23 protein-coding genes are annotated in these 23,955 nt (G+C 44.9%); 9 read left to right on the top strand and 14 right to left on the bottom strand.

From position 1 onward, the window contains the following. Position 1: 1 nt before the first annotated feature. Both bcsQ and GZN30_RS15495 read right to left on the bottom strand, forming a co-directional pair. Positions 2-778, bottom strand: a complete 777-nt coding sequence (gene bcsQ, locus GZN30_RS15500) for a cellulose biosynthesis protein BcsQ (RefSeq protein ID WP_075647813.1) — start codon at positions 776-778, stop codon at positions 2-4. After that, positions 775-984: a hypothetical protein gene (locus GZN30_RS15495; protein ID WP_075647866.1), complete on the bottom strand. Its 210-nt coding sequence runs from the start codon at positions 982-984 to the stop codon at positions 775-777. The genes bcsQ and GZN30_RS15495 overlap by 4 nt, the downstream gene beginning before the upstream one ends. A 471-nt stretch (positions 985-1,455) precedes the next feature. Between GZN30_RS15495 and bcsE the strand changes: the two genes are divergently transcribed. The 3 genes from bcsE to bcsG are packed head-to-tail and all read left to right on the top strand — an operon-like array spanning position 1,456 to position 4,826. Continuing rightward, positions 1,456-3,039, top strand: coding sequence for a cellulose biosynthesis protein BcsE (gene bcsE / locus GZN30_RS15490; protein ID WP_075647812.1), 1,584 nt, complete (start codon positions 1,456-1,458; stop codon positions 3,037-3,039). Next, positions 3,036-3,197: a hypothetical protein gene (locus GZN30_RS21305; RefSeq protein ID WP_167521315.1), complete on the top strand. Its 162-nt coding sequence runs from the start codon at positions 3,036-3,038 to the stop codon at positions 3,195-3,197. Before bcsE ends, GZN30_RS21305 begins: the two co-directional genes overlap by 4 nt. Positions 3,198-3,200: 3 nt before the next feature. After that, entirely contained in the window at positions 3,201-4,826 is a 1,626-nt protein-coding gene (gene bcsG, locus GZN30_RS15485; protein ID WP_075647811.1) for a cellulose biosynthesis protein BcsG, read from the top strand. 78 nt (positions 4,827-4,904) lie between these two features. Here the strand turns inward: bcsG and GZN30_RS15480 are convergent, their stop codons facing one another. Continuing rightward, positions 4,905-6,083 (bottom strand): tetratricopeptide repeat protein, encoded by a 1,179-nt coding sequence (locus GZN30_RS15480; RefSeq protein ID WP_075647810.1) that lies wholly within the window; start codon positions 6,081-6,083, stop codon positions 4,905-4,907. A gap of 448 nt (positions 6,084-6,531) precedes the next feature. Here GZN30_RS15480 and nagB point away from each other — a divergent pair, with 448 nt between their 5' ends. Next, entirely contained in the window at positions 6,532-7,332 is an 801-nt protein-coding gene (gene nagB / locus GZN30_RS15475; RefSeq protein ID WP_075647809.1) for a glucosamine-6-phosphate deaminase, read from the top strand. A gap of 71 nt (positions 7,333-7,403) precedes the next feature. Here nagB and GZN30_RS15470 read toward each other — a convergent pair whose 3' ends face one another. Further along, positions 7,404-7,760 (bottom strand): acyl-CoA synthetase, encoded by a 357-nt coding sequence (locus GZN30_RS15470; RefSeq protein ID WP_075647808.1) that lies wholly within the window; start codon positions 7,758-7,760, stop codon positions 7,404-7,406. A 259-nt stretch (positions 7,761-8,019) separates the two neighbouring features. On the opposite strand from GZN30_RS15470, the gene GZN30_RS15465 reads away from it, so the two are divergent. After that, positions 8,020-8,358 (top strand): hypothetical protein, encoded by a 339-nt coding sequence (locus GZN30_RS15465; protein ID WP_075647807.1) that lies wholly within the window; start codon positions 8,020-8,022, stop codon positions 8,356-8,358. Between the two features lie 18 nt (positions 8,359-8,376). Here GZN30_RS15465 and GZN30_RS15460 read toward each other — a convergent pair whose 3' ends face one another. Both GZN30_RS15460 and GZN30_RS15455 read right to left on the bottom strand, forming a co-directional pair. After that, positions 8,377-9,141 (bottom strand): ferredoxin--NADP reductase, encoded by a 765-nt coding sequence (locus GZN30_RS15460; protein ID WP_075647865.1) that lies wholly within the window; start codon positions 9,139-9,141, stop codon positions 8,377-8,379. Between the two features lie 112 nt (positions 9,142-9,253). After that, positions 9,254-10,423 (bottom strand): multidrug effflux MFS transporter, encoded by a 1,170-nt coding sequence (locus GZN30_RS15455; protein ID WP_075647806.1) that lies wholly within the window; start codon positions 10,421-10,423, stop codon positions 9,254-9,256. A 94-nt stretch (positions 10,424-10,517) separates the two neighbouring features. On the opposite strand from GZN30_RS15455, the gene GZN30_RS15450 reads away from it, so the two are divergent. From GZN30_RS15450 to arfB, 3 genes are all read left to right on the top strand, one after another. Further along, positions 10,518-11,294, top strand: coding sequence for an AraC family transcriptional regulator (locus tag GZN30_RS15450; RefSeq protein WP_075647805.1), 777 nt, complete (start codon positions 10,518-10,520; stop codon positions 11,292-11,294). Between the two features lie 70 nt (positions 11,295-11,364). Further along, positions 11,365-12,663 (top strand): alpha/beta fold hydrolase, encoded by a 1,299-nt coding sequence (locus GZN30_RS15445; protein WP_075647804.1) that lies wholly within the window; start codon positions 11,365-11,367, stop codon positions 12,661-12,663. A 64-nt stretch (positions 12,664-12,727) separates the two neighbouring features. Next, complete coding sequence (gene arfB, locus GZN30_RS15440; protein ID WP_075647803.1) at positions 12,728-13,141, top strand: alternative ribosome rescue aminoacyl-tRNA hydrolase ArfB; 414 nt, start codon at positions 12,728-12,730, stop codon at positions 13,139-13,141. Between the two features lie 72 nt (positions 13,142-13,213). Here arfB and GZN30_RS15435 read toward each other — a convergent pair whose 3' ends face one another. Then, positions 13,214-13,909, bottom strand: a complete 696-nt coding sequence (locus GZN30_RS15435) for a VC0807 family protein (RefSeq protein WP_075647802.1) — start codon at positions 13,907-13,909, stop codon at positions 13,214-13,216. 168 nt (positions 13,910-14,077) lie between these two features. Beyond that, positions 14,078-14,740 (bottom strand): cupin domain-containing protein, encoded by a 663-nt coding sequence (locus GZN30_RS15430; protein WP_075647801.1) that lies wholly within the window; start codon positions 14,738-14,740, stop codon positions 14,078-14,080. 308 nt (positions 14,741-15,048) lie between these two features. Between GZN30_RS15430 and GZN30_RS15425 the strand changes: the two genes are divergently transcribed. Continuing rightward, on the top strand, positions 15,049-15,456 hold the full coding sequence (locus GZN30_RS15425; RefSeq protein ID WP_075647800.1) for a DUF1330 domain-containing protein: 408 nt from the start codon (positions 15,049-15,051) through the stop codon (positions 15,454-15,456). Between the two features lie 54 nt (positions 15,457-15,510). Here GZN30_RS15425 and GZN30_RS15420 read toward each other — a convergent pair whose 3' ends face one another. From GZN30_RS15420 to GZN30_RS15395, 6 genes are all read right to left on the bottom strand, one after another. Continuing rightward, on the bottom strand, positions 15,511-16,701 hold the full coding sequence (locus GZN30_RS15420) for an MFS transporter (protein WP_139312167.1): 1,191 nt from the start codon (positions 16,699-16,701) through the stop codon (positions 15,511-15,513). A gap of 58 nt (positions 16,702-16,759) precedes the next feature. Further along, positions 16,760-19,258: a phosphoenolpyruvate--protein phosphotransferase gene (ptsP, locus tag GZN30_RS15415; RefSeq protein WP_075647799.1), complete on the bottom strand. Its 2,499-nt coding sequence runs from the start codon at positions 19,256-19,258 to the stop codon at positions 16,760-16,762. A gap of 22 nt (positions 19,259-19,280) precedes the next feature. Then, entirely contained in the window at positions 19,281-21,887 is a 2,607-nt protein-coding gene (locus GZN30_RS15410; protein WP_075647798.1) for a glycoside hydrolase family 38 N-terminal domain-containing protein, read from the bottom strand. Positions 21,888-21,983: 96 nt separating this feature from the next. After that, positions 21,984-23,096 carry a PTS fructose transporter subunit IIC gene (locus GZN30_RS15405; RefSeq protein ID WP_075647797.1) on the bottom strand — a complete coding sequence of 371 codons (1,113 nt, stop codon included), beginning with the start codon at positions 23,094-23,096 and terminating at the stop codon, positions 21,984-21,986. Continuing rightward, positions 23,096-23,404 carry a PTS fructose transporter subunit IIB gene (locus GZN30_RS15400; protein ID WP_075647796.1) on the bottom strand — a complete coding sequence of 103 codons (309 nt, stop codon included), beginning with the start codon at positions 23,402-23,404 and terminating at the stop codon, positions 23,096-23,098. Before GZN30_RS15400 ends, GZN30_RS15405 begins: the two co-directional genes overlap by 1 nt. Then, entirely contained in the window at positions 23,386-23,877 is a 492-nt protein-coding gene (locus GZN30_RS15395; protein ID WP_075647795.1) for a hypothetical protein, read from the bottom strand. Before GZN30_RS15395 ends, GZN30_RS15400 begins: the two co-directional genes overlap by 19 nt. Positions 23,878-23,955: the final 78 nt, after the last annotated feature.

Below are 23,955 nucleotides of genomic sequence, written 5' to 3'. Positions count from 1 at the left end.
GCTAGCCCAAATCATGAGGATCAGCGAGTGACGACACACACCAAAAGGCTAAAGCCTGATAATCTTTCGCGGCTTGGCTAATTGGCGCATAGTATTGAACGGTAGTCAGGTTGGCTGCACATTCGGCTAAAACCGCGTCTCGATGCATCATGACTGGTACTAAAATATCTTGTAGTTCATGCTTCAACACTAAAGAAAAGTCACGCCCAATCTCAGTTTCGGGTTGGTAATGGTTGAGAAGAATACGCACTTTACCTAATTCAATCAGTTTGCGTAGCGCTCGATTATTTTCTAGTTGGGATTGCAAGATCGTATAGTTAATTGCATCCGCGGTTAGTACCACCAGCACCATGTCTAGAGAGTCTATGAAATTGAGCAATACAGCCTGATTGATGTAATCGAGCTCACCATGAAATAGTTGCCACTGGGATGGGTTCGCCACCTCACGCAAGTTTTGATCTAATTGCCTAAATGCTTGTAGGTCCACATGACGAGTTACGGAATCAAATTCGTTGTCTAACCGTCCAAAAGGGAGAAAATCCACACCGTGCGGACTGATAAAACCCGCCTCATTCCAAGCTTGCTGTTTAGCCATACGCGCAGCCCATCCGTCGCCCTCTTCAAACGGCAAGCCCAAATGAAGTTGCAACAGATTCTCCGCAACTGCGTCAATCGCTAGCACGGGTTTGTTTATCTTAACTAACGCTTGCGCCAAATTAGCGGTAATTGTGGTTGACCCACAACCGCCTCTTAGGCTTACAAGAAGAAGACGTTTCATGCTGTTTCCGTTGTAAGACCGACTCTTTTCGCACTCGCCCCTGTCACTTGAACCTCAATATGCTGATACTGACGCTGGCTTTGTAACACTAGCCACTTTTTTTTCACTGTTGAGTACGATTCATTTTCTACCGTTTCAACATATTGATGTTGAACTAAGTTATATGAAGAGTAGATCGAATTAATGTCTTTTGCTGTCTGTGACAAAACATCTTTCCACATTACAGGCGCAGCAGCTCAGAGCGCAGACATCCAAGTCCACACTGAATTCCGCAGCTAGAGCGCAAATAACGATGTAATACACTTATCTGTGTATCAAGGTTTAATCAACGCGTAACATCGAAGAACTTTACACCTCTAAATATTCGCGTTTCTATTTCCTATGATGATGTTTTACTTCAGAATTATTTTCGAAGATGAGTTGCAATTATCCGTTTACGACATATAAGCTTAAATATTATTCATCGACATAATTTTATCGCTATTGATAGCGTCGATTTAGCCTATAAACATCAAGTTCAACAATGCTATATGTAATTTTACTTTTGATCAATTTCGTTTAATATCTTGGCGTCATTTTTTTGTCATAATTGACTCTCATTTCTGTTCAACTAAGCATAAGCATCGAAAGCAGAGTCAAAAAAAACCAATTAACCCACTGATAAAAAGGCAGTTATCATGTCATCAATCATCGGTTTACCAGCAACCACTAGTGAGTTAGAAAGTAAATCCACATATGTCAATTTATTTACTAACAAGCACATGACAATTGAGTTCCTTTTAAGTGCTTTGAATAAAAATCAAACCAATACATTGCTGAGTTTCATTGACAAAGACGCCATTACTTCAGGGCTAGACTCTACTACAATTAAATATTTCAATGAGTTACAAGATAAATATTTCAATATAAAATATTTTATTAACAGAAAGGGGCAAAAAAAGAATTTAAATCCTCTCTCTTTAGCGAAAGACATTCAGGCAATTAATATTACGCCTCTTTCTCATGTTATTTTGTTAATTCCTGACTCTTTACTTGCTCACTGTCATGGTGAAGAGATCGACTCATTTCTGCGTAATCTCAATACGTTTGCGACGAAAACGAATAGCCGAGTAAACTTGTGTATTTTTGGTCACTTAGCCACTTCAGTACTGAAGCCCAAGCTACTGACTCACAACCGTTCACTAGCGGGCTTAGCAACGATGACCGCCGTTGACCACTCACGCTATAGTTATTTTGTCGATTTCTGGTCAAATAGCCACGGAGTGACTGCCACTCAAGAATATCTGTTGACTCAACAGCATGACGCTCGCCTGTTAGCCACCCAATCCACCCAGGCTCCAACCCAGACTCTGAGAGAGGATAAAGCGGATAGTGAGCGGGTGTATATTGTAAGAACGGCTTTAGGTGAAACAGCGAAAGCCCCGGCTAGCATGCATGTTGCTGAAAACAATCGACACTTAATTGAGTTGTTAGATAGCCCAAGAGCCTCCACCCTCATTTTTAGCTGCTCAAGCCAAGAAGATGTGCAACAACTGGCGATAGAATGCTATCAACTGAGGGTTAAATCAGGTCCTCAGCTAAAGATTATCATTAGAGAAACACAGCAATGTTTACGCTATGCTGATGAAAAATACCTGCTCCGAGCGGGAGCTAACCTGATTGCTCCCGTACAGGTGCCATCGATGCGTTTTATGACCCAAGTCGAAGCCATTCAAGGACAATTGCTAACTCGAGCCATACCAGACACCTTGGATGCATTGGTCAAATATGACCTCAGCTTTGGCAGCAAGGGATATTTACGCGGCAAAGAATTTACCCGCTACTGTAACGATGTGATCTCTACTTCCGCACAGTCAAAGGTCAATTTCGCCCTAGTAAAACTCAATTTACTACCGGGAATGCTGGCTGAAGAATGCTTACGCCTGTGCCATATCAAACGCGACGGTGATGTCGTCACTGCGACACAAAAAGCGCTCTATATTTTATTCAGTGCGGTGCGCCATAACGATATTGATGTTGCCCTCAACAATATTTTCGAGTTTCCAATTCGTGACTTGTTTCATTCAACACGAACATTTGAAACCCAATACGATATTGATTCTGAACTAAAATACATCATAGGTGATGAAGTATTAATCTCTAATGAAGTGACCTCTCTCGCCACAGAAACGCAGATTTTTTCCGGTCACACGCCCGCTACGACGGAGCTGCCAGCACTGTATGCTGTTAAAAAGCCCATTGCACTCAAAGGATCACTATGAATATCAGCGATTTCTTAATCACAGTCAGCGTTAGCCTAACCGTCGGCGTATTCATTGGTTTTTTCTTACGGGATATGCTGCACGCGCTTCGCATCTTTTCTGCCAAGCGTTTTAAACGCTCAGTCTATTTCGATCTCGATACCAAGCCAGAAGATTAGTCTATGCCAACAAAAACTCTTGCGAACACCACATTCTCCATCGGGTTAGGTTGGTGGAACGTCTACTTTATCGCCAAGATCGCTCTGTACCTACAAGGCACGATCAATTTCCATCCCTTGTATAACTTTGCACTATTGCTGGCGATTTTATTGCCAATAAAAAGTAAAGCCGTTAATCGACTCCGTCATTTCGTAGCGGTTATCGCGGCTGTATGGTTACTCCATTTTGACTCTTACTTACCGCCGCTTGATCGTCTTTGGGCGCAAATGGGGCAACTGATGCAGTTCGAGTGGCGCTATTTGCTCGAATTATTGGGACGCTTTGTTTCTCCTCAGCTGTTGATCGGTCTGTTTGTCGTGTGCGCTGGATACGCTATCCTCAGCAAGTTCTTACGTGTGTCGGTACTGGTTACCCTAGCAATGCTCTACATCAGTTTACCGAGTACCACGCCATCGAACCCTAACTTGGTCGCTGAGAGCGAAAATAATCCGCAACCTACAACAAAGCCTACCGAGAATAAGCCTGCACTCGACGCCGAAATAAACGACCAAACATTGAGTACCCTCACCTCAGAATTCTTTACTCAAGAGGCATCAAGAGAAGTCAACTTCAACACCAGCAGCGCACAAGATGCACCCTTTGATTTGTTGCTATTGAGTATCTGTTCTGTCGCTTGGGACGATATCGAGATTGCTGGGCTTGCGAATCACCCTCTGTTTAAAGAGTTCGACATTATGTTCGACAATTTTAGCTCAGCCACTTCCTACAGTGGACCTGCGGTGATTCGCTTGTTAAGAGCGAGCTGCGGTCAGCAAGAGCATAGTCAGCTGTTCGCTGCTGCACCCAACAAACAGTGCTATTTATTCGATGATCTCAAGCAATTAGGCTTCAGCGAAAACTTAGTCATGAACCACAATGGTGTATTTGATAGCTTCTTAGAACTGATCAAAAAAGATGGTGATATACAAGCAGACTTGATGTCACAGCAAGGCTTTACCCCTTATCAAAAGTCGTTCGACGGCTCAAACATCTTTCGTGACAAACAAGTGCTCAATAACTGGTGGCAACAAAGACTCAATAGCGATAATGACAAAGTTGTCGCGCTATATAACTCAATTTCACTGCACGATGGAAACCGCATCATCAATGCCAATTCAACCACCTCAATGGTGAGCTACAAAAAGCGTCTCAATAATCTTTTGGATGATTTGTATGCTTTCTTTAAAACCCTCGAAGCCTCTGGACGAAACATTGTGGTCGCACTCGTGCCTGAACACGGTGCCGGTATGCGTGGTGATAGAATGCAGATTTCGGGGATGCGCGAAATCCCCGCACCAACCATTATTCATACGCCTGTCGGTGTGAAGATTTTTGGTAAAGACATGGAACGTCTAGGTGAGATTGAGCATATCAAAGCGCCATCGAGTTACTTGGCACTTTCTCAGCTAATTGCCAATATTTTGCATCAAGATATCTACCAATCGAAGCAGTTTAGTCCTGCAAGTTTAACCAAGGATCTACCAGAAACGAGAGTCGTTGCGCAGAATTCCGGCTCGACGGTCATCGAAGTAAATGGCGAATACTACGTCTCACTCGATGGAACAAGTTGGATTGAATACCCGCACTAAAATAGAAAAGACCGAGTGTGAATCACTCGGTCTTGTTCATTAATCTCTGCTTAAAACGAAAAGAACTTGCTAGTCGATCTAACGTTTAGCTTGATCCATCGGTGATTGAGAAAAATCTAACGTTGCTTGCGGGCGCTGGCTCTCTATCCCCTGTGCTGGGCTTTCAAAATGATTGAAAGATGGCTCTAACGGCAGTTCCGCATCCAGATCTTCATCCAGATTCACGTTTTCCGTTTCTGGCGTCATATCATAAGCCAGATAATCAAAATCGCGTTTGTACAAGCGGTTAAGCGCTTTAATAATCGCGTGTTTACCGACTCTTTTTTCACGGATTCGTTTCAGCATTGGCTTAGCTAAAGATTGTAAGCCCACCACAATATCAACACTTATGGTAAGCGAAATCTGGTCACGCAAAATCCGCGCATCCTCATTGCCCAATTGCGCTGCCATAAAGAGCCAAATGTAAGCAATGGATTTTCCTTGCCCACCTTGCTCCATCCAGTATTCACCGGCTTTTAGCATCGCTGGGGTATAGCCTTTTTCACCCGCACGCTCTAACCAGTAACAACCGCGTTGAAAGTCGGCTTCAACACCAATACCTTCAATATAACAAACACCTAAACGCAATCTTGCTTCATTATCTTTGAGTTTTGCCGCATGGAAAAACCATTCATATGAATTAATTGGCGAAGGTTGTGGGTTGTTGTTAGCCACTGCCCAATCACCAAGAAACAGCATTGCCGGTATATACTGTAATTTGGCAGCGTCTTCCATAAACTTGTAAGCTTTATCGACATTTTGCTCGACACCACGCCCATAGAACAGCGCCTCAGCAACTTGATATTTCGCCTCCAAGCTACCTTCCGCCGCCGAGACCGCTAAGCGCCAATACTGCGCCTGCTGACGCAGCACGACGTCATCTTTCATCCGATCACTAATACGAATAATGCCGTACATTCCGGTAATATTTTCAAGATGCGCGGCTTTCAAATACCAATACAAAGCTTTGCGCAAATTCGTTCTTTCCTCTTCTTTAGCAAGGTAGAGGATCATCGTAATATCGCCATGCTCTGCTTTTCTGATTCGTTCTTCTAACTCTCTTTGTCGATCTCGAGCCATTGCTTTGCGATAGGCACTTTCTCTCTGCTTACGCTCCTCTTCCACGCGTTTTTGACGCACAGAAAGCGCAAACATCCAAAGGAACAATAACAGCAGCAGCAGTCCGGTTGCCCCAATGGCAATTCCCATCATACTCATGAATTAACTTCACACGTCGCGTTTAACACCAAATTATCTCCGTCAAGTTCTCGAATATCCTTGGTACGGTTAGGTACATAATATATCGACAAATTTGCTGCAATTTTGAGCTTTTTTGTCATTTGTAAGCTTAGATTTTCGAGATTTCATTAGAATATGCCAACTCGCTCTAATTAGCGATATTGTTGCTGTTTTTATGTGGGTATATCGTCATTAACTGCTGAAAAATTATTCGCCATAGTAATAGTTCGCTCAATAAAAAATCTTACCATTTACCATCATTAACTTTACACCTCAATAACATGCAAACGTGTACCTTTTGACTTTTCGCAGCATTTTAAAAAGAAAACGCAAAAATTGACCAAAAACAATAGAACATCCAGATCACTTATTTTATAATGCGAAATAATGATACAACGTACCGAATTCTAATTATCAGGGGCAGAAAATGAGACTTATCCCGCTTCAACAAGCAGCACAAGTAGGTAAATGGGCAGCGGCACACATCGTTAAGCGCATTAATGATTTCCAACCAACAGCAGAGCGTCCGTTCGTTCTAGGTCTACCTACTGGTGGTACACCTCTAGCAACATACAATGCATTAATCGAACTGTACAAAGCTGGCGAAGTTAGCTTCAAGCACGTTGTAACATTCAACATGGATGAATACATTGGTATCCCAGCTGACCACCCAGAGTCATACCGTTCATTCATGTACAACAACTTCTTCAATCACATCGATATTCAAGAAGAGAACATCAACCTTCTAGACGGTAACGCACCAGATCACGAAGTTGAATGTAAGCGTTACGAAGACAAAATTAAGTCTTACGGCAAAATCAACCTATTCATGGGTGGTGTAGGTAACGACGGTCACATCGCATTTAACGAGCCAGCGTCTTCGCTATCTTCTCGTACTCGTATCAAGACTCTGACTGAAGATACTCGTATTGCGAACTCTCGTTTCTTTGATGGTGATATCAACCAAGTACCAAAATACGCACTAACTATCGGTGTAGGTACTCTACTAGACTCAGAAGAGATCATGATTCTAGTAACAGGTCACAACAAAGCTCAAGCGCTAGAAGCAGCGGTTGAAGGGAGCGTAAACCACCTATGGACTGTATCTGCTCTACAGCTACACCCTAAATCAGTCATCGTATGTGACGAGCCATCGACACAAGAGCTGAAAGTGAAAACAGTGAAATACTTCACTGAGCTAGAAGCAGAAAACATCAAAGGTTTCTAATTCAAACCGATAAATGAACTAAGGAGGCTTTATGCCTCCTTTTTGTTTGCCAGTTCAACACCGATAAAGATTTAAGCTAGATTAAAAAATAACTCATCATCCGTCATGTATTTGTGTTTGTTACCCAAGCTTCTGAGGTGCATAAACATAAAGTCCGGAAAACCTGGCGCGAGTAGTGAGTTTGGCTCCCAGCATACGCCGCCAACAAACATGTAACGCCCTTGCTTCTCATCGGTATGCAGTGGGTTATTAAGCGGTGTAGATAGCTCTGCACGCACCCCTTCTACCACACAGACGACTTGCCCCTTAGCAACACCAATCACTCGATTCACTAAGTTGGCTTTCATTCCACATTTCCAAGCTTGTCGTGTCGCCATCTCAAAACCAGCTTTACGAACACCTTTATGCACATTGACGATCAAGTTCATTGTTGCACTCCATTAAGCTAAGGCTGCTTGCAGCACTGATTGGCAAGCAGCCCTTGATGAGCATTAAAGATCAGACAGTTATTTGCGTTTATTGAGTTAGAGTAACTTGGAAAGAATCCTTCTAACGAGCTAAACAAACCACCATTTTCTCACCAGATGAAAAATAAGCAGAGGTTATTAATTCAACCAAATTAGTTAGCTCATGATACTCAATGCAGTTCTATACTTAACTCAGCATGGTGCATAACGGGGATAACGAATGAATGGTTTAATTTTCTCAATACTGCTACTCACAACCTCTCCCTCTTCTACGGGACCTGATTCCTTGCCATTGAAGTGTGTATTGCTAGAAACCAAAGACAATTTCCTCTACTACCGACCGCAGCGAATTTATCAAAGCGATCAGTTTGTCCTGTTTCAAAACTTTAAAGGTCGAGTGGTTTCTCAAGTGGATTTGAAAACTGGCGAGATGATTCGTACCACTTATCTTGGTGACACATTCAAACCAAGCTACCAAATTCTTAAGGGGCGCTGTAGTGAAGTTGAGCACACCTTAGATTTCTGGGCTCTCGACCAAATGCCATTCGATGGGCAATAACGTTAGTCAGACTGAGCGCTACCAATAGCGCTCAAAGATAATATTGCCTGGTTCTGCCACTCGATGTTTGGATAAGCCAGCTTGCAGCAGTATATGGGTGGTATCTTTAATCATCTCGGGGTTACCACACAGCATCACAAAGCTATGCTGAGGGTCAAATTGCGCCTCGCACTGCTCCATCAAACTGCCTGTCGAGATCAAATCTGTAATGCGCCCATGCAGCGCGTCAGTGACCTTTTCGCGAGACACGACGGGTTGGTAGGTTAATCGCCCTTGATATTCTTTTACTAACTGGTCGATAAGATAACGATATACCAAGTCCGACTCTTGCCTTACTCCATGCACTAAGACAATCTTATCGCTGCTTGGGCGAAAACTAATGTCGTCCAATAACGATAGAAAAGGACCAATGCCAGTGCCGGTGGACAATAGCCACAAGGTTTTGGTTTGTTTAGGAATCGTCTCAAAAATCAAATCCCCATGGGCAGACTGAGCAACGTAAACGCCCTCCCCTTCGCGAAGGTTCTTAAGCCGTGGACTGAGTTTTCCATCAGGGGCAGAAATAATCAAAAATTCCAACATATCACTGCTAGTAAGCGGCGCATTGACTAAGGAATAAGCGCGAGAAACAAGATTACCATCGTCATCAAGCAAGGCTAATTTGGTAAACTGACCTGCCTTAAACTGTAAGGGGGCACCAGTGACTCGCAGGCTAAAGACCTGCTCAGTCCAATCGGTTCGTTTCTGAATTATACCTCGATGATATCCCGCAATATCCACCATCCATTCCCCCATTCCGGTTGACTGTTAGCCACCATAGCAAAAATAACAATTACGTAACAAGTTAAAATATAGACTAATTCTTGGGCAAAAATCAGTCTAACTTCTTAGTTTGTTACATAATCGACAAACGATTCTTGCTCCGGTTTAAGCAGGAGACTAACAGTGTGATCACCGCAGAAAACATCAATATCGCACCTAAATTCGCACTTTTCCCTGCCAGCGCCATACCGCACCCAATCAAAAGGTAATAACCTAAACCGAATAGTGCGCCTGCCGATCCCACTTGCTGTTTATAACCCGCTAAAGCGCCCGCTAAGATATTCGGTATCGCAACACTAAAGCCAATCACCACCAGCATCATCGGCACTAAAAACCATACGGATTGACCGTTCAGATACACGCCTACGCCTCCTAACAACGCAATCCCAGCAGCTAATTGAACCCGTTGAGTCGCGGTGATGTCGCGTCTCGCGAGATGTTGATTAAATTGGCTACCAATAAAGGTCGCGACAGCAAGAAGCAGCCCACTCAAACCAAATTGCATCGAGCTAAACCCAAGCTGAGCAAACAAAAATGGACCATGTAGATAATAACTAAACAGCATCACGTTAAAGCCACAAATCAGCAATGCACTACGCCACAATTCGCCATCTAAAATCATACGCTTTGCCAACGTCAGCATGGTTGGCTTAGCAAGCGTAGTTGTCGTGATATTTGCGCGATGCTGAGGCTGACTTTCACGTAGATAGCGAAAGGAGAGCAGTAACAACAACGCAGCAAGCATCGCGAGAGTACTGAACACGCCATAATAACCATAGTGGCTCGCCAACACACTACCAAACAGTAATCCCAATGCAGGGCTAATCGCAATGCCGATTCCCATCAGAGAGAAGACTTTACTTAACTCCTCTTGATCATAGGTATCTCGCAACATAGTTTGTGTTACAACTGAACCCACCGCCGCACCAAATGCACTCAGAGCACGCATTGCCAACAAGCAATAAAAATTTTGTGCATAAACAGCGCCCAAAGCCGCTACTCCATACACCAGCAAACCCAATAACATCGCAGGTCGACGACCCATTTTGTCAGCAACGACACCCCAACTCATCACCCCTACAGCAAAAGCGGTAAAGTAGATTGATAGTGTCATTCCAGCCTGTGACATTGAGACGTCAAAGCCCTTGGCAATATAAGGCAATGCCGGACTATAGATGGTTTCAACGATTTGGGGAAACATCATCAGTAATACCATCAACCCTATCGCAGATTTCGTTTTCATTTCTTCTCTCCATTAATTCACGCAGAGAAGTCTAACCAAATGTGCTAAAGTCCTATTAATAGGATTAAGACTAATTACATCAAGATTCGGACAAATGGCACTCATCGACGAAACCACCCAATTCGCCCCCGATGATCTCGAGAACCCGGTGATTGGTATCGCTGCCCGTGTCGGGCGTCATGATTCGGGATTACACCAACATCAGAAAGGTCAACTGCTCTACGCTCCGCAAGGGTGTATGACGATTACCCTCGCAGAGGTTCAATGTGTATTGCCACCGACGAGAGCGGCATGGATTCCTGCGAACACCCTGCACTGTGCGCGAATGAACAATGTGGTTGAATACCGATCACTGTATCTCAGTGAACAATACGCCAACATTGGTGGTGACGATGTCAGCATCATAGAAGTCACGCCACTGTTGCGTGAATTAATAGAGCGAATGTCATTTTGGGCTTGGGACAAGCCATCTCATGAGATGACCAATACACTAAATTTGTTTACTGAAGAACTGCAACAAGCGAAACCGCAAACTCTCTTCTTGCCACTTCCCAAGGATGCCCGTTTGCAAACTTGGCTTGGTGAGTTACAAGCTGTTGATACCCCCAGCAATGCGCCATCACTGAGCCAATTGAGCCAACAAATCGCCGCCAGCAGTAAAACCATCAGCCGAATTTTTAGTCGTGAGACAGGTATGCCTTATCAAGCTTGGCGTCAGCAATGGCGGCTCCTCAAATCCATTGAGTATCTCTCACAAGGGCTTACTGTTGCTGATGTCGCCCATCAGTTAGCGTTTTCCAGTGACAGTGCGTTTATTGCCTTTTTTAAACAGCAAACAGGACAAACCCCATATCAATATATCAATCAATGACCTAACATTAAGTCGTCACGTTATTTAGTACGCCGCTTAGACAACAGCGCGCGTTGATTAGGAAGAAAGCATGCAATACGCACACGCATTTATCGATGATGGATTACATTACTTACCCCATTATTTTTCAGCACCTTTGGATTACTCTCAGCCGGATAAAGGTGAGCTCACCATCTTTGCTCGTGAAGTTCGCTTAGTGGGTGATGAACAGAGCCAAAAGCCTTGGCTAGTCTTCTTTCAAGGCGGTCCAGGCTTCCCTGCGCTGCGCCCAACAGGCAATAGCGGATGGGTAAAACGCGCACTGCAAGAGTACCGCATATTGCTACTCGACCAACGCGGGACAGGCAATAGCTCTGTGATTAGCCACCAAACCTTGGCAACGAAAACACCCGAGCAGCAAGCGGAGTATTTGAGCCATTTTCGTGCGGACAATATCGTACGTGATGCCGAACTGATCCGTGAACAGTTCGGCGTTAAGCAATGGGCGATATTAGGTCAAAGCTTTGGTGGTTTTTGTTCATTAACCTACCTTTCACTATTCCCGCAAAGCATTCTGCGTAGCTACATCACCGGTGGTGTACCCTCCATTTCGCGCCATGCTGATGATGTATATCACGCGACCTTCAAACGCACTCTCGATAAAAACCAAGCGTTCTTTGCTCAGTACCCACATGCTCAAGATCTTTGCCAATCCATTGCCGATCACCTAATCGACCATGAAGAGTTCTTGCCAAACGGGCAGCGCTTTACCGTTGAGCAATTTCAACAAATCGGCATCAATTTCGGCATGAGTGATAGCTTCATTAGTACCTACTACTGGCTAGAAAATGCCTTTGTCGATATTGAAGGGCAAAAGCAGCTTCGTTATGAGTTTCTCAATGCCATGCTGGCAGAGCAAGGTTTCCAAACCAACCCGATTTACGCCATCTTGCACGAATCTATCTACTGCCAAGGTTTCGCTTCCAATTGGAGTGCTCATCGCGTGCGCGATCAATACGCCCAGTTTAACTATCAAAAAGGTCAGCCATTCCTGTTTACCGGTGAAATGGTTTTCCCATGGATGTTTGAGCAATACCAAAATCTAAAACCACTGCAACAAGCGGCGGAAATCTTAGCCAACAAAACCGACTGGGGTTCGCTCTATGACCCAATCCAGCTGGCGCACAACAAAGTTCCGGTAAGCTGCGCGGTTTATGCCGATGATATGTTTGTCGAGATGGATTATAGCCGTGAAACGTTAGCCACCATGCCAAACGCTAAAGCTTGGATTACCAATGAATATGAGCATAACGGCTTACGTGCAGATGGGGAGCGCATCCTAGATAAGCTTATCGCGATGGGCAACCAAACCGCAGCAACATTGGTTTAATCGATAACTCTTAGTGTACACTTAGCCACAGCCACGCTGTGGCTTTGTTTTTATGGGAAAGGTCATGCTTAAAATATCAAATAGTGTCACGCTCAGTGACTGGGAAATTCAAATGACGGCGATCCGCGCGCAAGGTTCGGGTGGGCAGAACGTCAACAAAGTTTCCAGTGCCATTCATCTGCAGTTTGATATCAAGCACTCTACGCTCCCGACCATCTACAAAGAGCGCCTACTCGCGCTGAGTGATTCACGCATTTCAAAAGAAGGCGTGATCACGATTAAAGCACAGCAGTATCGCACTCAAGAGCAAAACAAAGAGGATGCATTAAACCGTCTAGCCGAAGTGATCCGAGCGGCAATGGTGGTACAAAAAGCGCGCAAAGCAACCCGACCAACCCGGGCATCAAAAGAACGACGTTTAAAAGCGAAAGGTATTAAGAGTCAAACCAAGACACTACGAGGAAGAGTCCGCGATTAGTCGCTGATAGCGAGTATTGGCGGAGCTAGAAGGAAGCGTTGCCAGCGAGACTCACTGGCAACACAATAGCGATTATTTGGTATGGAAAATTTGCTCAGTTTCCAGCGAAGTCATTGCACGAACTTGACGCCAGATGTAGTAAAAAATACCAAACATCATCAACATACTTGGAATAGCAATCGCTGGGTAGCTGTACAACGTCATTTTACCCAACTCTTCATTGAACTCAGCAGTACCCGCTGGGCTGGTCACAATCCAAGTTGCAAGAAAGTAGTTCATCGCAGATGAAAAAGCGAAAGTACTCGCGAACAAGTAGTTCGACGACATCAAACAACGCTCAAACTGCTCAGTTTTACCATTCTGCTGCAAACGCTGCCTAATCAGATCCAAATTCAGTGCCGTGTCATTCAAGATCATCTTCTGCATCAGTGGGTAGCGGGTAAACGTAGAGCCTAATACCGCCAAACCAATCAAACCAGGGATCAAGGCTTCTTTCAGCGCTAGCCAACGTGTATCCAGCTCTAAAAGACCGATACCACCCGTGAGTAGCACGCTAATAAAACCCAGTGCGGAGATAAAGTTAAACTTCTTATTGCGGATAAGATCCATACCGCCGAAGCCGATAGGAAACATGAGAGCAACAACCAATGCCATTGCCGTACCTAGATGTTCATCACCACTAAACTTCATCAAAATGAATGAAGGGATAAACACGTTAAACAGGATCTCAAAAAGAGGATTCGACTTTTTCGCGGTCGTGTTATTCATAGACTATTACTTATTTTACCATTTCGGCTGCTATTAAAGTTCGGGGGCAAGTGTTGATTGCCTTGCCTCAGATGTAAAGCACAAAGAGCGCGAGTTATGTAACGACTTATGAAATAAATCGACCAACACGACAAATATTTCTCTATACATCCCATATGACTACAAGAGTCACAAATGCCCAGTTTTCACATAAATCAGCGCGCCATGCTCTTTAGTAAACGGCTTATGCTGACTTAAATGCGGACTACGGATCCAAGTGCCAGCGGGGTACTCTCCAAATTCATCACAGAAAATACCTTCTAACACAAAGATCTCCTCGCCTCCCCAATGTTGGTGAGCATTAAACTGAGTATTCGGCGCCCATTTTACCAAAGCAACGTGCTCTGACTCAAACTCGTGTAACGGCATCACCTCTAAACCGTCCACTAATCCTTGTCGCCAACGCTGTTGATGCGTATTCACGTTGACGGGTTGAGCGTCTTGTTGGCTAAATTGATGCAACTTAACGAAGATGGTTGCCCCATCCACACCAATGCGCGGTGTGTGCGCGGTTCCAATCGGATTGCGTACATAACTACCCGCAGGATAGTCACCGTGTTCATCAGAAAATACCCCCTCGAGGACATAGAACTCTTCACCGCCGCCATGAATATGAGCAGAAAACGTACTGTTTGGCGCATAACGAACAAGTGACGTGGCACGCGCGATTTCATCACCTACTCGATCAAGCATCATCCGCTCCACTCCAGCCATCGGTGAAGCGACCCACTGGTACTCATGGGGGCGAACAACCACTCGCTGGTCAAAATCGGCGTTAATCAAAGTCGTCATATTGGGCTCTTTGTTTGTCGTCATCTACTCAGTCATTACCTAATGCGCCATTACCTAATGCACCAGTGCCTAGTGCTTGACTGCCTAATGTAAGTGTAGTGACTAATTTGTCTGTTTACTGCTTGGTTTGTACGTAAATCACCAATGAAAGTCTCAATATTTTTAATCACTTATACCCAAGTAACTTTCCACTATGAAGCAAACAAACCTTCGATAGACCGCTGAAAAATCGAATTTAATCCTGCCATACGCACGCTGATTAAATGTTAACCTGTTATTCAATATCAAGCAGACAGGCAAGAGATAACATGGAAGTGCTCAATAAATTACACCCAACAGAACAACAGATGGACAGACTGCAAACCGCGCCAGAGAGTGGTCCCATCCACCTGCTTAATCTCTTTAAATTTCGCGACCAAGCGGAATATGCGGATGGTCGAAAAACCAGCCTTACCGGCAGAGAAGCATACGATTTGTATGGACAGCCGATGCTCAAAGTATTAGAGAAATATGGTGCTGAGGTGGTGTTCTATTCTGAAGTGACCGGATTGATCCTAGGGCAAGTCGATGAGCTTTGGGATTCATTTGTGATAGTCAGATACCCCTCTCGGCAAGCGCTGCTCGATATGACTGCATCCGAGGAGTTTCAACAACTCAAGGTACACCGAGAAGCCGGTCTTGCTGGACAATTAAATATCGAAACCAAAGTGCCTTAAGTCTTTACAAAAACGCCCACAGCCAATCGCTTAGGGCGTTTTCGTCTATCATGCTCAAGCCGTTTGACCGAACTGACTCGCTGCAACTTTTCTTCTTAAACAGACGGCACCATACAGCGCCAGCATTATATAGCCGCACAATGGCACAAAATAGCTGTTGGCAACGCCCCATGAAGCAATTGTACTGGCTTGCAGCATAGGAACTACACCACCACCAATGCCACACATAATCAGTATTGCTGAAGCAGCGCCTGTTGAATCACCCAAGTTTTCAATCGCACGTGAAAAAATGATCGGGTACATAAATGAGTTAACCAAGCCTATCAGAACCAGCGCAATCCCCCCGACCAAAGAGCTGGTCAAAATCGCAAGTAAGATCAATGCCGAAGCACCCATCGCTCCAAACAACAGGGTTTTCAATGGCGCACATCGGTGAGCAACAAAGCTATATGCCATACGTCCGACTAATGACCCTGCCCAATAAATACTCATCAACGTCGTCGCCGTGGTAGCGGACAACCCCACAAGTGTTTCATCGGATAGATAACTAATGGTCACCGTACCAATCGCGACCTCGACACCGACATAGACAAAGATCATCAATGCACCGAACACAAACTGCGGTTGCTTGCTCAACTTTGCCAAATGGGCAGAGACATTAACTTGTTGTTCGCTTTTTACATCAACCAACAAGTAGCGGCGTATCAAGTAGGTAATCAGGGTAATCAGTAAAGCCAACATCAGGTAAATATTAGCGATTCCCACTGTCACCATTGCCAGTGCAAGCAATACCGGACCGGCTGTCGTGCCAGTAGAATTTAGAGTCGATGCAATCGTCAGGCGGCGGGTTGATTCGCTTGCCTCCCCCGTCACTGTCACATAAGGGTTGGCAACCACTTGCAACGCTGCGACCCCCATAGCAACCACGAATACCGAACATAACGCAGCAGCAAAGCTTAGATTTTTCAGTGCTAAATAGAGACATAAAGCACCAATAACCGTCAGCAGCAAAGCCGCTGTTAAACTAAATTTGTAGCCTCGTTTAACCATTTGTATCGAAGTGGGAATGCTCACCGCAAATGGAGCAATATAGAACGCCATTTGTACCAACATCGATTGTTGATAACTCAAATTAAATAAGGACTGAAAGTGCGGAACAAGGATACTGTTTGCAGAGGTTAATACCCCCCATGTAAAAAAGACCAGAGACAGTAAGATCAGTGAACGAGTCGATGGATTACTCATAATAAATCGGCTCGCATTTCTGCGAGCCGCCTTCATGCATATGCCACAGTCGGCAACGTTAGCCATTAAGTGTTAAGTTCAAGATGTCGATAATTTGCGCCGGTTGAGTCGCCTCTTTCAAAGAAGAACGGAACTCTTCATGCATCAATTTACGCGCGATTTTTGAGAACACTTGCATATGGGTATCTTTACCCTCTTCGGTTACCGTTAGCATGATGATTAAATCCACATCGACATCGTCACCCCACGCAATTTTCTCATTTAAAGTTAGTAGCGACGCACTATTGTGAGTAACCGCAGAAGACTTACAGTGAGGAATCGCTACCGAGAAACCAAGCGCTGTAGAGAACACTGCCTCTCGATCCCAAATAGCTTGCTCAACCGCTTGGGCACTAGGAGCACGCTGATTAACTTGCAAGTTATCCGCAAGCAATTTGATTGCCTCTGCCTTGTTTTTTACCTCTCGATGAGTAAATACCAAGGCTTCATCTAAGGTCGGCAATGCTTGCCCTTGAGAAATAAATTCCTCAACCGCTTGCTTCACTGCCGAGCCATTTTCTAACCCCACGACCTGTTCAAATAGAGTTTGACAAGAAGTCGTATCGAACTGAGAGAGGCGACGTTTACTCGCCGCAATTTTTGATGCCGCCATTGAAAACTGACGCAGCCCCGCACCAAGTAATAGCGGCTGAGCAAGCTCATCTGCCGCCATCTCGCCACATAAACTTACCGCGATACCAGCCTGATTTGCGCGGGCAATAATGTCAGCAACAAACGCCAAAAATGCCGGATTCATGTGGTCATATAGGTGTGCAACCGCCTGGTTCCCACGGTCACAAGCAAAGAAGTATTGAGTTAAGTCATTGCTACCGATAGAAATAAAATCAAGATAATCATTCGCTTGATTAAGCAGGTAAGCAATTGATGGCACTTCTGCCATCACACCCAGTTTCACCGTACCAATAGTCGTACCTTGCTCGGTCAAATCCTTCGTCACTTGATCAAGCATCTCTCGACACCAACGAATCTCATCAAGGTTCGCGACCATCGGCACCATTATTGATACCTCTCCTGCCGCACTTGCTCTCACTAATGCGCGGAACTGAGCAGTCATGATGGTTAGATATTCTGGGTACATTCGTATTGCGCGATAACCCAAAAATGGGTTTTCCTCTTGTGGAAAGCCCATATATTCACAAGGCTTATCACCACCAATATCTAAAGTACGAATCACTACTTTTTTACCTGCACTCGCTTGGACTACGCGCAGATAGTGCTGATATTGTTCTTCCTCACTTGGTGGTGTCGCTCGCTCACAGAACAGCATTTCAGTACGGAACAAACCGATGCCGTCAGCTCCAGCCTCAAGTGCCGAATCAATTTCCTGACTGGTGACTATGTTAGCTAACACATCGAGATGAACGTCATCACGAGTGGTCACGCTGCTATGTTTAAAAACCTCATTATGAGCGTCGATACGAGCCCATTTCTGCTGCTCAAGTTGATAAAATGTTTCTGTTTGCGGGTTTAATTCCAGCACCAACACCCCATGAACAGCATCGACAATCAATGCCTGATGAGGATTTACCACGGACAGCACTGAGTCTCCCTGTGGCAACTCAATGCCCACTAATGCAGGAATCGCAAAAGATCGCGCCAGAATCACAGTATGTGATGTCGTACCACCCTCACCCATCACCAAGCCTTTAATTTTCTCTTTTGGTAGCGCTAGAAGCTGGCTCGGTGTTAACAAAGATGGCGAAACAATAATGCTGTCTTGCTCTAACACCGGTATCGCAGTTAACGACCTTCCGTAGCAAATTGATGCCAGTTGTAAGCAGATATCTTTAATATCTAAAGTGCGTTCTTTAAGATATTCACTGCTACTTGCTTCTAACGGCTCACAGATATCACGACAAGCCAAGCCGATTGCCTGCATGGCATTTCTTGCCGAAGAATGTGCTACTAGAGCATTGGCAAGTTCCGTATCTTGAGCAATTTTCAGATGAGCGGCGACAATCTCATTCGCCTCAATATCAAGCTGCGCAGACAGTTTGTTTACCAAAGCAGTAAGAGAAACCTCTAGCATCGCTTTAATTTCGGTGTCGGCTTGCTGCGAGTAATCAGCCGCTAATACCAGCAGGTCAACGGGTTGAATAACTACCGCTTGCCCATGACCAATTCCTGTGGACGCGACTTTACCACGCAACATATTGGGTGCAGCTTGCACCAAAGAGACTGGCAATAGCTGGCTGGTTTGGACGTTTGATGTCGGCGAAGCTTCATCAATACCCGCTAACTCTTGCTCAACAAACTGTTGTAAAAACTCATAAGCACTGTCGGCATCTTCACCGCTAATTTCAAAGCAACAGGCGTCATTTAACAAAATATCGGCACTGATCATCGACAACACGCTTTTCGCGTTTGCAACCTTATCTTTGCTCTTGTTAACTAAGTTAATCTGCGCAGTAAACTGGTTAGTGCGCAGCTCAATTTCCTTCGCAGGGCGAGCATGCACTCCATTTGGAAGTGGACAAATAAAATCAATCGTTTTCATCGTTCTGTATCTCAATTCGTTTTTATTGTTGTTCGGCACGGGTCATGCTCAAGGTAACTGGAGAGCTTGGTAGAGCGGTCTCTGTCCATTCACGTGATGTCGTCTCATCCAGTTGAGTCAGCTGCGTAACAAACTCCGTATTTAGTGTGCCCATAGTTTGTGGCTGAGCCGTCGGGTTGTAGGCGCGTAAAATTAACCCCTCACCCTGCTCTGCCTTTTTCAACGTGCTAAAGTGCAAATCACTTTGCCACAAGACTAAGCTGTGACGAGCCGGGAAATGGTTTTGTTCGGAGTTCAGACGGAAGCGAGCCCAATCTGTGCCCACATGAGCAATAACAGGCGTATTTATTTGTTCAATCGTGCACCAGAACTCGGTTTCTGCTTCAGCGCTAAATGGAACCACAGACAATTCAAAACAATGCTCACCTTGAATTTGGGAGTCTGGTGATGGTAAAACCATGCCTGATGCGCGTCCCGGTCGATAAGTTAAATTGGCTTGACCGAGCCAACCAACGCTGCGGAATAACGTCACTGCAATCGTCTCTGGTTCCGTTTGAGCAAACTCGTATTCGCGCAATCCCTGAGTAACCACCGCTAAGCCAGCCGATTCATCACGCTGCAATACCATAGACTGCATCGGATAGTTGGCAATTGGCGCTTCGGTCCACTCTTCTTGCTGCCACAATGCGAGCTCTTGCGGCACCGTTTCACGCGTGATCAATCCAAATGGTTGGTCAGCATAATGGAGCGCATTGGCAATCCCAGTTGGGAAACGAATCTGGATGCGATGATCGAGTGCGGTGTTATTGAGTTCAACTTTACAATCAATGCTTGGACGGTCTTGGCGCAAGGTTAGCGTCATACAGACTGGCAATGTCACCGAGCGCTTTCCTTGCTTACGCTCAGCGAGATCCGCAGGTAGCTCAAATTCAAAACTGACTTTCAGAGTGCTAAACAACTCACCTGTCGCAACCTCAACTTGTTGGCGACAATCATGACTTGATAGTAGCCAATCATTAGCAAGAGGTGAGAAGTTATAGTTATCACCTTCGTCAGACCCATCCACCAGCTCAAAAGCGTTGGAGTAGTGACGATTATTTCTTAAATCTGTCAAACGAATGGTGTTGTCTGCTAAATGCTCCAACTCAAACCATTGGTTTGTAATTCGTTTCGCCTGACTGACCGTCACTGGCAGCTCACCGGCGTTATCCGTTTCTTCCTGCAAATAGATCGTGGTATAGCCACAAGCCGGGATCGCGGTGACTTCAACCGCCAACTCAAGTTTGCGATACCATGTGGTCGTCGTGTTATTCGAAAGCTCTTGAATGATAGTCGACATATCTTGCTGGGATTCACTGATGATCTGATAACGCAGCGGCTGCCCCTCACCATCAACAAAAGCAACCTGCTGGTGCGGGGTATAAATTGTCAGTTCGACCAAGCTGTCACGTGCTTTCGGAACACTATTGAAAACCACCACTTTGGTGCCTGCTACTTGAGCTTCAATACCTTCTGTTAGCTTGCGGAAATTTAACTCCAGTAATTGTTCCGCCATCTCAATGCCTGATTCAAGACGATTAAGGACCATGGCATTAACACGCTCTGAGTTACAACCGCCAATGCTATCGTGAGCATGACTTTTCATCGCCGAACGCCAAATCGCATTGATTGCGCTTTGCGGATATGGCAAACCTTGACTGTAATTGAGCGCCAACAGTGGTTCTAGTTGACGACTAAGCAACTGCTCTAGACGCGCATTGGCTTGCTTAATATCCATGCGAGTAGAGAAGATACCGCGGTGAATACGCATGTACTTAGGGTCGAGCATTTCACCACTAAACTCTGGCAGCAGGTGCTGCTCATTACTCAAAGCTACGAAATATTCACCAAATGAGCTATTTACAAAATGGAACTCATCTTGGCTTTGATTGACGTGCTCAAGTAGACCCGGGATTTGATATTCAAATGGTGACTGATCATTGCCATTAGGCAGCATCACTTGTTGTGTTGCGGCAAACTGACACTGCTTTTGCGCACATGCAACAATGGCGTCTGTGATGCTGTGTTTATCCGTCGGCAACCACTTGGCGCAGCCATAACCCCAAGGAAACACCGCTGTCGTGACTTTGCTACCATCTTGGCTAGACCAAGTAAACTCGCTGTTAGCCACTAAACGTTCAGACCAGCCTCGCCACAAAACCGCTTTATCAATATTGAACTGATTGAGCAGCATTGGTAACTGTGCCATTTGCCCAAATGAGTCTGGTATATAGCCAACTTCCAGAGCTTTACCCATCTTGCGACAGTCGATTAAACCCAGTAGTAGGTTACGAGTGATTGACTCGGCACTAACCGTTAAAAAGTCGGTTTGAGTGTACCAAGGACCGATAAGAACTCGATTATCATTGATTAGTTTTTCTAATCTAAATTTATTTTCAGGCGCCACTTCAAAATAGTCATCAAGCATGACTGTTTGCGCATCTAAAATAAAAGGACCAATATTATTATCCGCCTCAAGACGAGACATTAAATCTTCCATAAAATAATAAAGAAGAGCTTTAGAATCGTTTTCTGTAAAATACCATTCGCGATCCCAATGAGTGTGTTGAATTAAATGTATCGTTTTCATAAGACGTCATTACCCCTGAAGCAAAACGCTCCATACATCAAAAAGAGTGGAAAAGGGCTACGGCAGCATAGCCCTCAAATCAGAAAGGAATAAAAATTAACGTGAAACGGTGAATTTAGGCGCGCTTTCTTTCTTTACTTCTGGCTTGCTCGCTTCACCATTAAATACGAGCAGTGAGCCCACTGCGATAATTGCAGAACCTGCCGCAATCGCTAGCACGTACACAAACCAGTTTTCAACCGCAAGCCAACCGTAGAAACCGGATATAGGCGCTTTATTTACTGCACCTAGACCAACAGCTAGAGCAGCACCTACCGCAGAGCCGACCACGTTCACCACAATAATTTTCGGATTTGCTAACGCGAATGGAATCGCACCTTCAGAGACACCAATTAAACCCATCAATGTTGATGCTTTACCCGCTTCTTGTAGAGATTCAGGGAAACGCGTGCGCCAAATCAGAGTCGCCACACCAATACCAATTGGTGGGATAATGATAGCTACTTGAGCGGCGGTGTTTGGATCGTAGATACCAGAAGCGAGCAGAGCCATCGCTGTCGTTACTGCCGCTTTGTTGATAGGACCACCTAAATCAAAGCCAACCATGCCACCCACAACAGCCGCTAGGATAACCTTGTTACCATCGGACATAGAAAGCAACCAAGTTTCAAGACCACGGTTAAGTGCTGCCATAGGGTCGCCGATCACATAAGACATCAGTGCACAAACAAGCAGCGTGCCGCCAACAGGAATAATGAAAATAGGACCAGCAGACGCGAGAGCTTTTGGCAATTTAATCTTGGTTGCAAGGTACTTAACGATGTAACCAGCCAGTAAACCTGCCGCCAATGCGCCAAGGAAACCGGTTCCTAACTTGCCAGCAAGTAGACCACCAATCATACCTGGAGCAATCGCAGGTTTATTGGCGATTGCAAAACCAATATAACCCGCCACTACAGGAAGCATTAAAGATAGTGCTAAACCACCAAAGCCATCAAAGTCATGGAATATTTGCACCAAACCATGGACGGATTCCGCATGGCTAGCATCCCAAATGTTGTCTACACCATAGAAAGAAGCACCAATACGTGCGATTCCCATCAGCACCGCACCGGCGATGATGAAAGGCAGCATATATGATACGCCAGTCATTATGGCGTTCTTAAGTTCGGTCCCGACCGATTTTTGTCCTGGGTTAAATTGCGACATTACTGAACCTCCGCGGTAAGCGCCTCAAATAGTGCGTCACCATGTTTGATTGGGTCTGCGACTTTACATTCGATTTTAGGTAGCGATGCAAAACGTTCTGCACCATTTATCGCCACGTCTGCTGCAATAATTGCTGCATCTGCACGTGCGATATCTTCTGCTGTGATTTCATTTTCTACGCCCATGCTACCTTGAGTTTCGACTTTAATTTCAATTCCCAACTCTTTGCCTTTCACTTCAAGAGCTTCAGCAGCCATATAAGTGTGTGCAACGCCAGTAGGGCAAGCGGCTACGCATACGATGTACATTGTGTGTTCCTCTTTTTATTGTAAAAAAAAACACACAACCGCGAGAACGCTAGTTGTGTGTTTTTGATATCTCTATTAATAAATTTTACGAAAGCTGTTGCTTTCTCCAGCACTGAGTACTGACAAGTTTTTAAAATTTGTGTGAAACCAACCAAAGCAACGAAACCTAGGGCATTCATTGCTAAAGCGGCATGCTTAACCGCAATCGTCAGATCATGGTTTAAGTTTGTTTTCTCTACAGAACGGAACCAATGGGTAAATGGCGGTAACAATTCAGCGCTTTTTTCCCACAAGCTTGCATATTGATCTGCTAGGTTAAGTTCGTCTTTTTCCTGCTCACTAGCAGGGGCAACAGACAAAGCTTCACCAGAGTCAATCGATTGGGGAATAAAAAACAAACAGATAGCACGAAGCATAAGCAATATTTGCTTAAACGCCTCTAATGCAACTTGTTTGTTAATGTTATTCGACATTTCATTCACCAATCAAAAATACCAATAAATAGTAATTTAAAAATTAAAAGTGTTTCGTGACTCGATTCTCATAGTTAA

Origin of the sequence: Vibrio ponticus (genome assembly GCF_009938225.1) — a bacterium.
Classification (GTDB): domain Bacteria; phylum Pseudomonadota; class Gammaproteobacteria; order Enterobacterales; family Vibrionaceae; genus Vibrio; species Vibrio ponticus.
The sequence above is the reverse complement of the archived record's forward strand: the minus strand, read 5'-3'. Positions and strand labels throughout refer to the sequence as shown.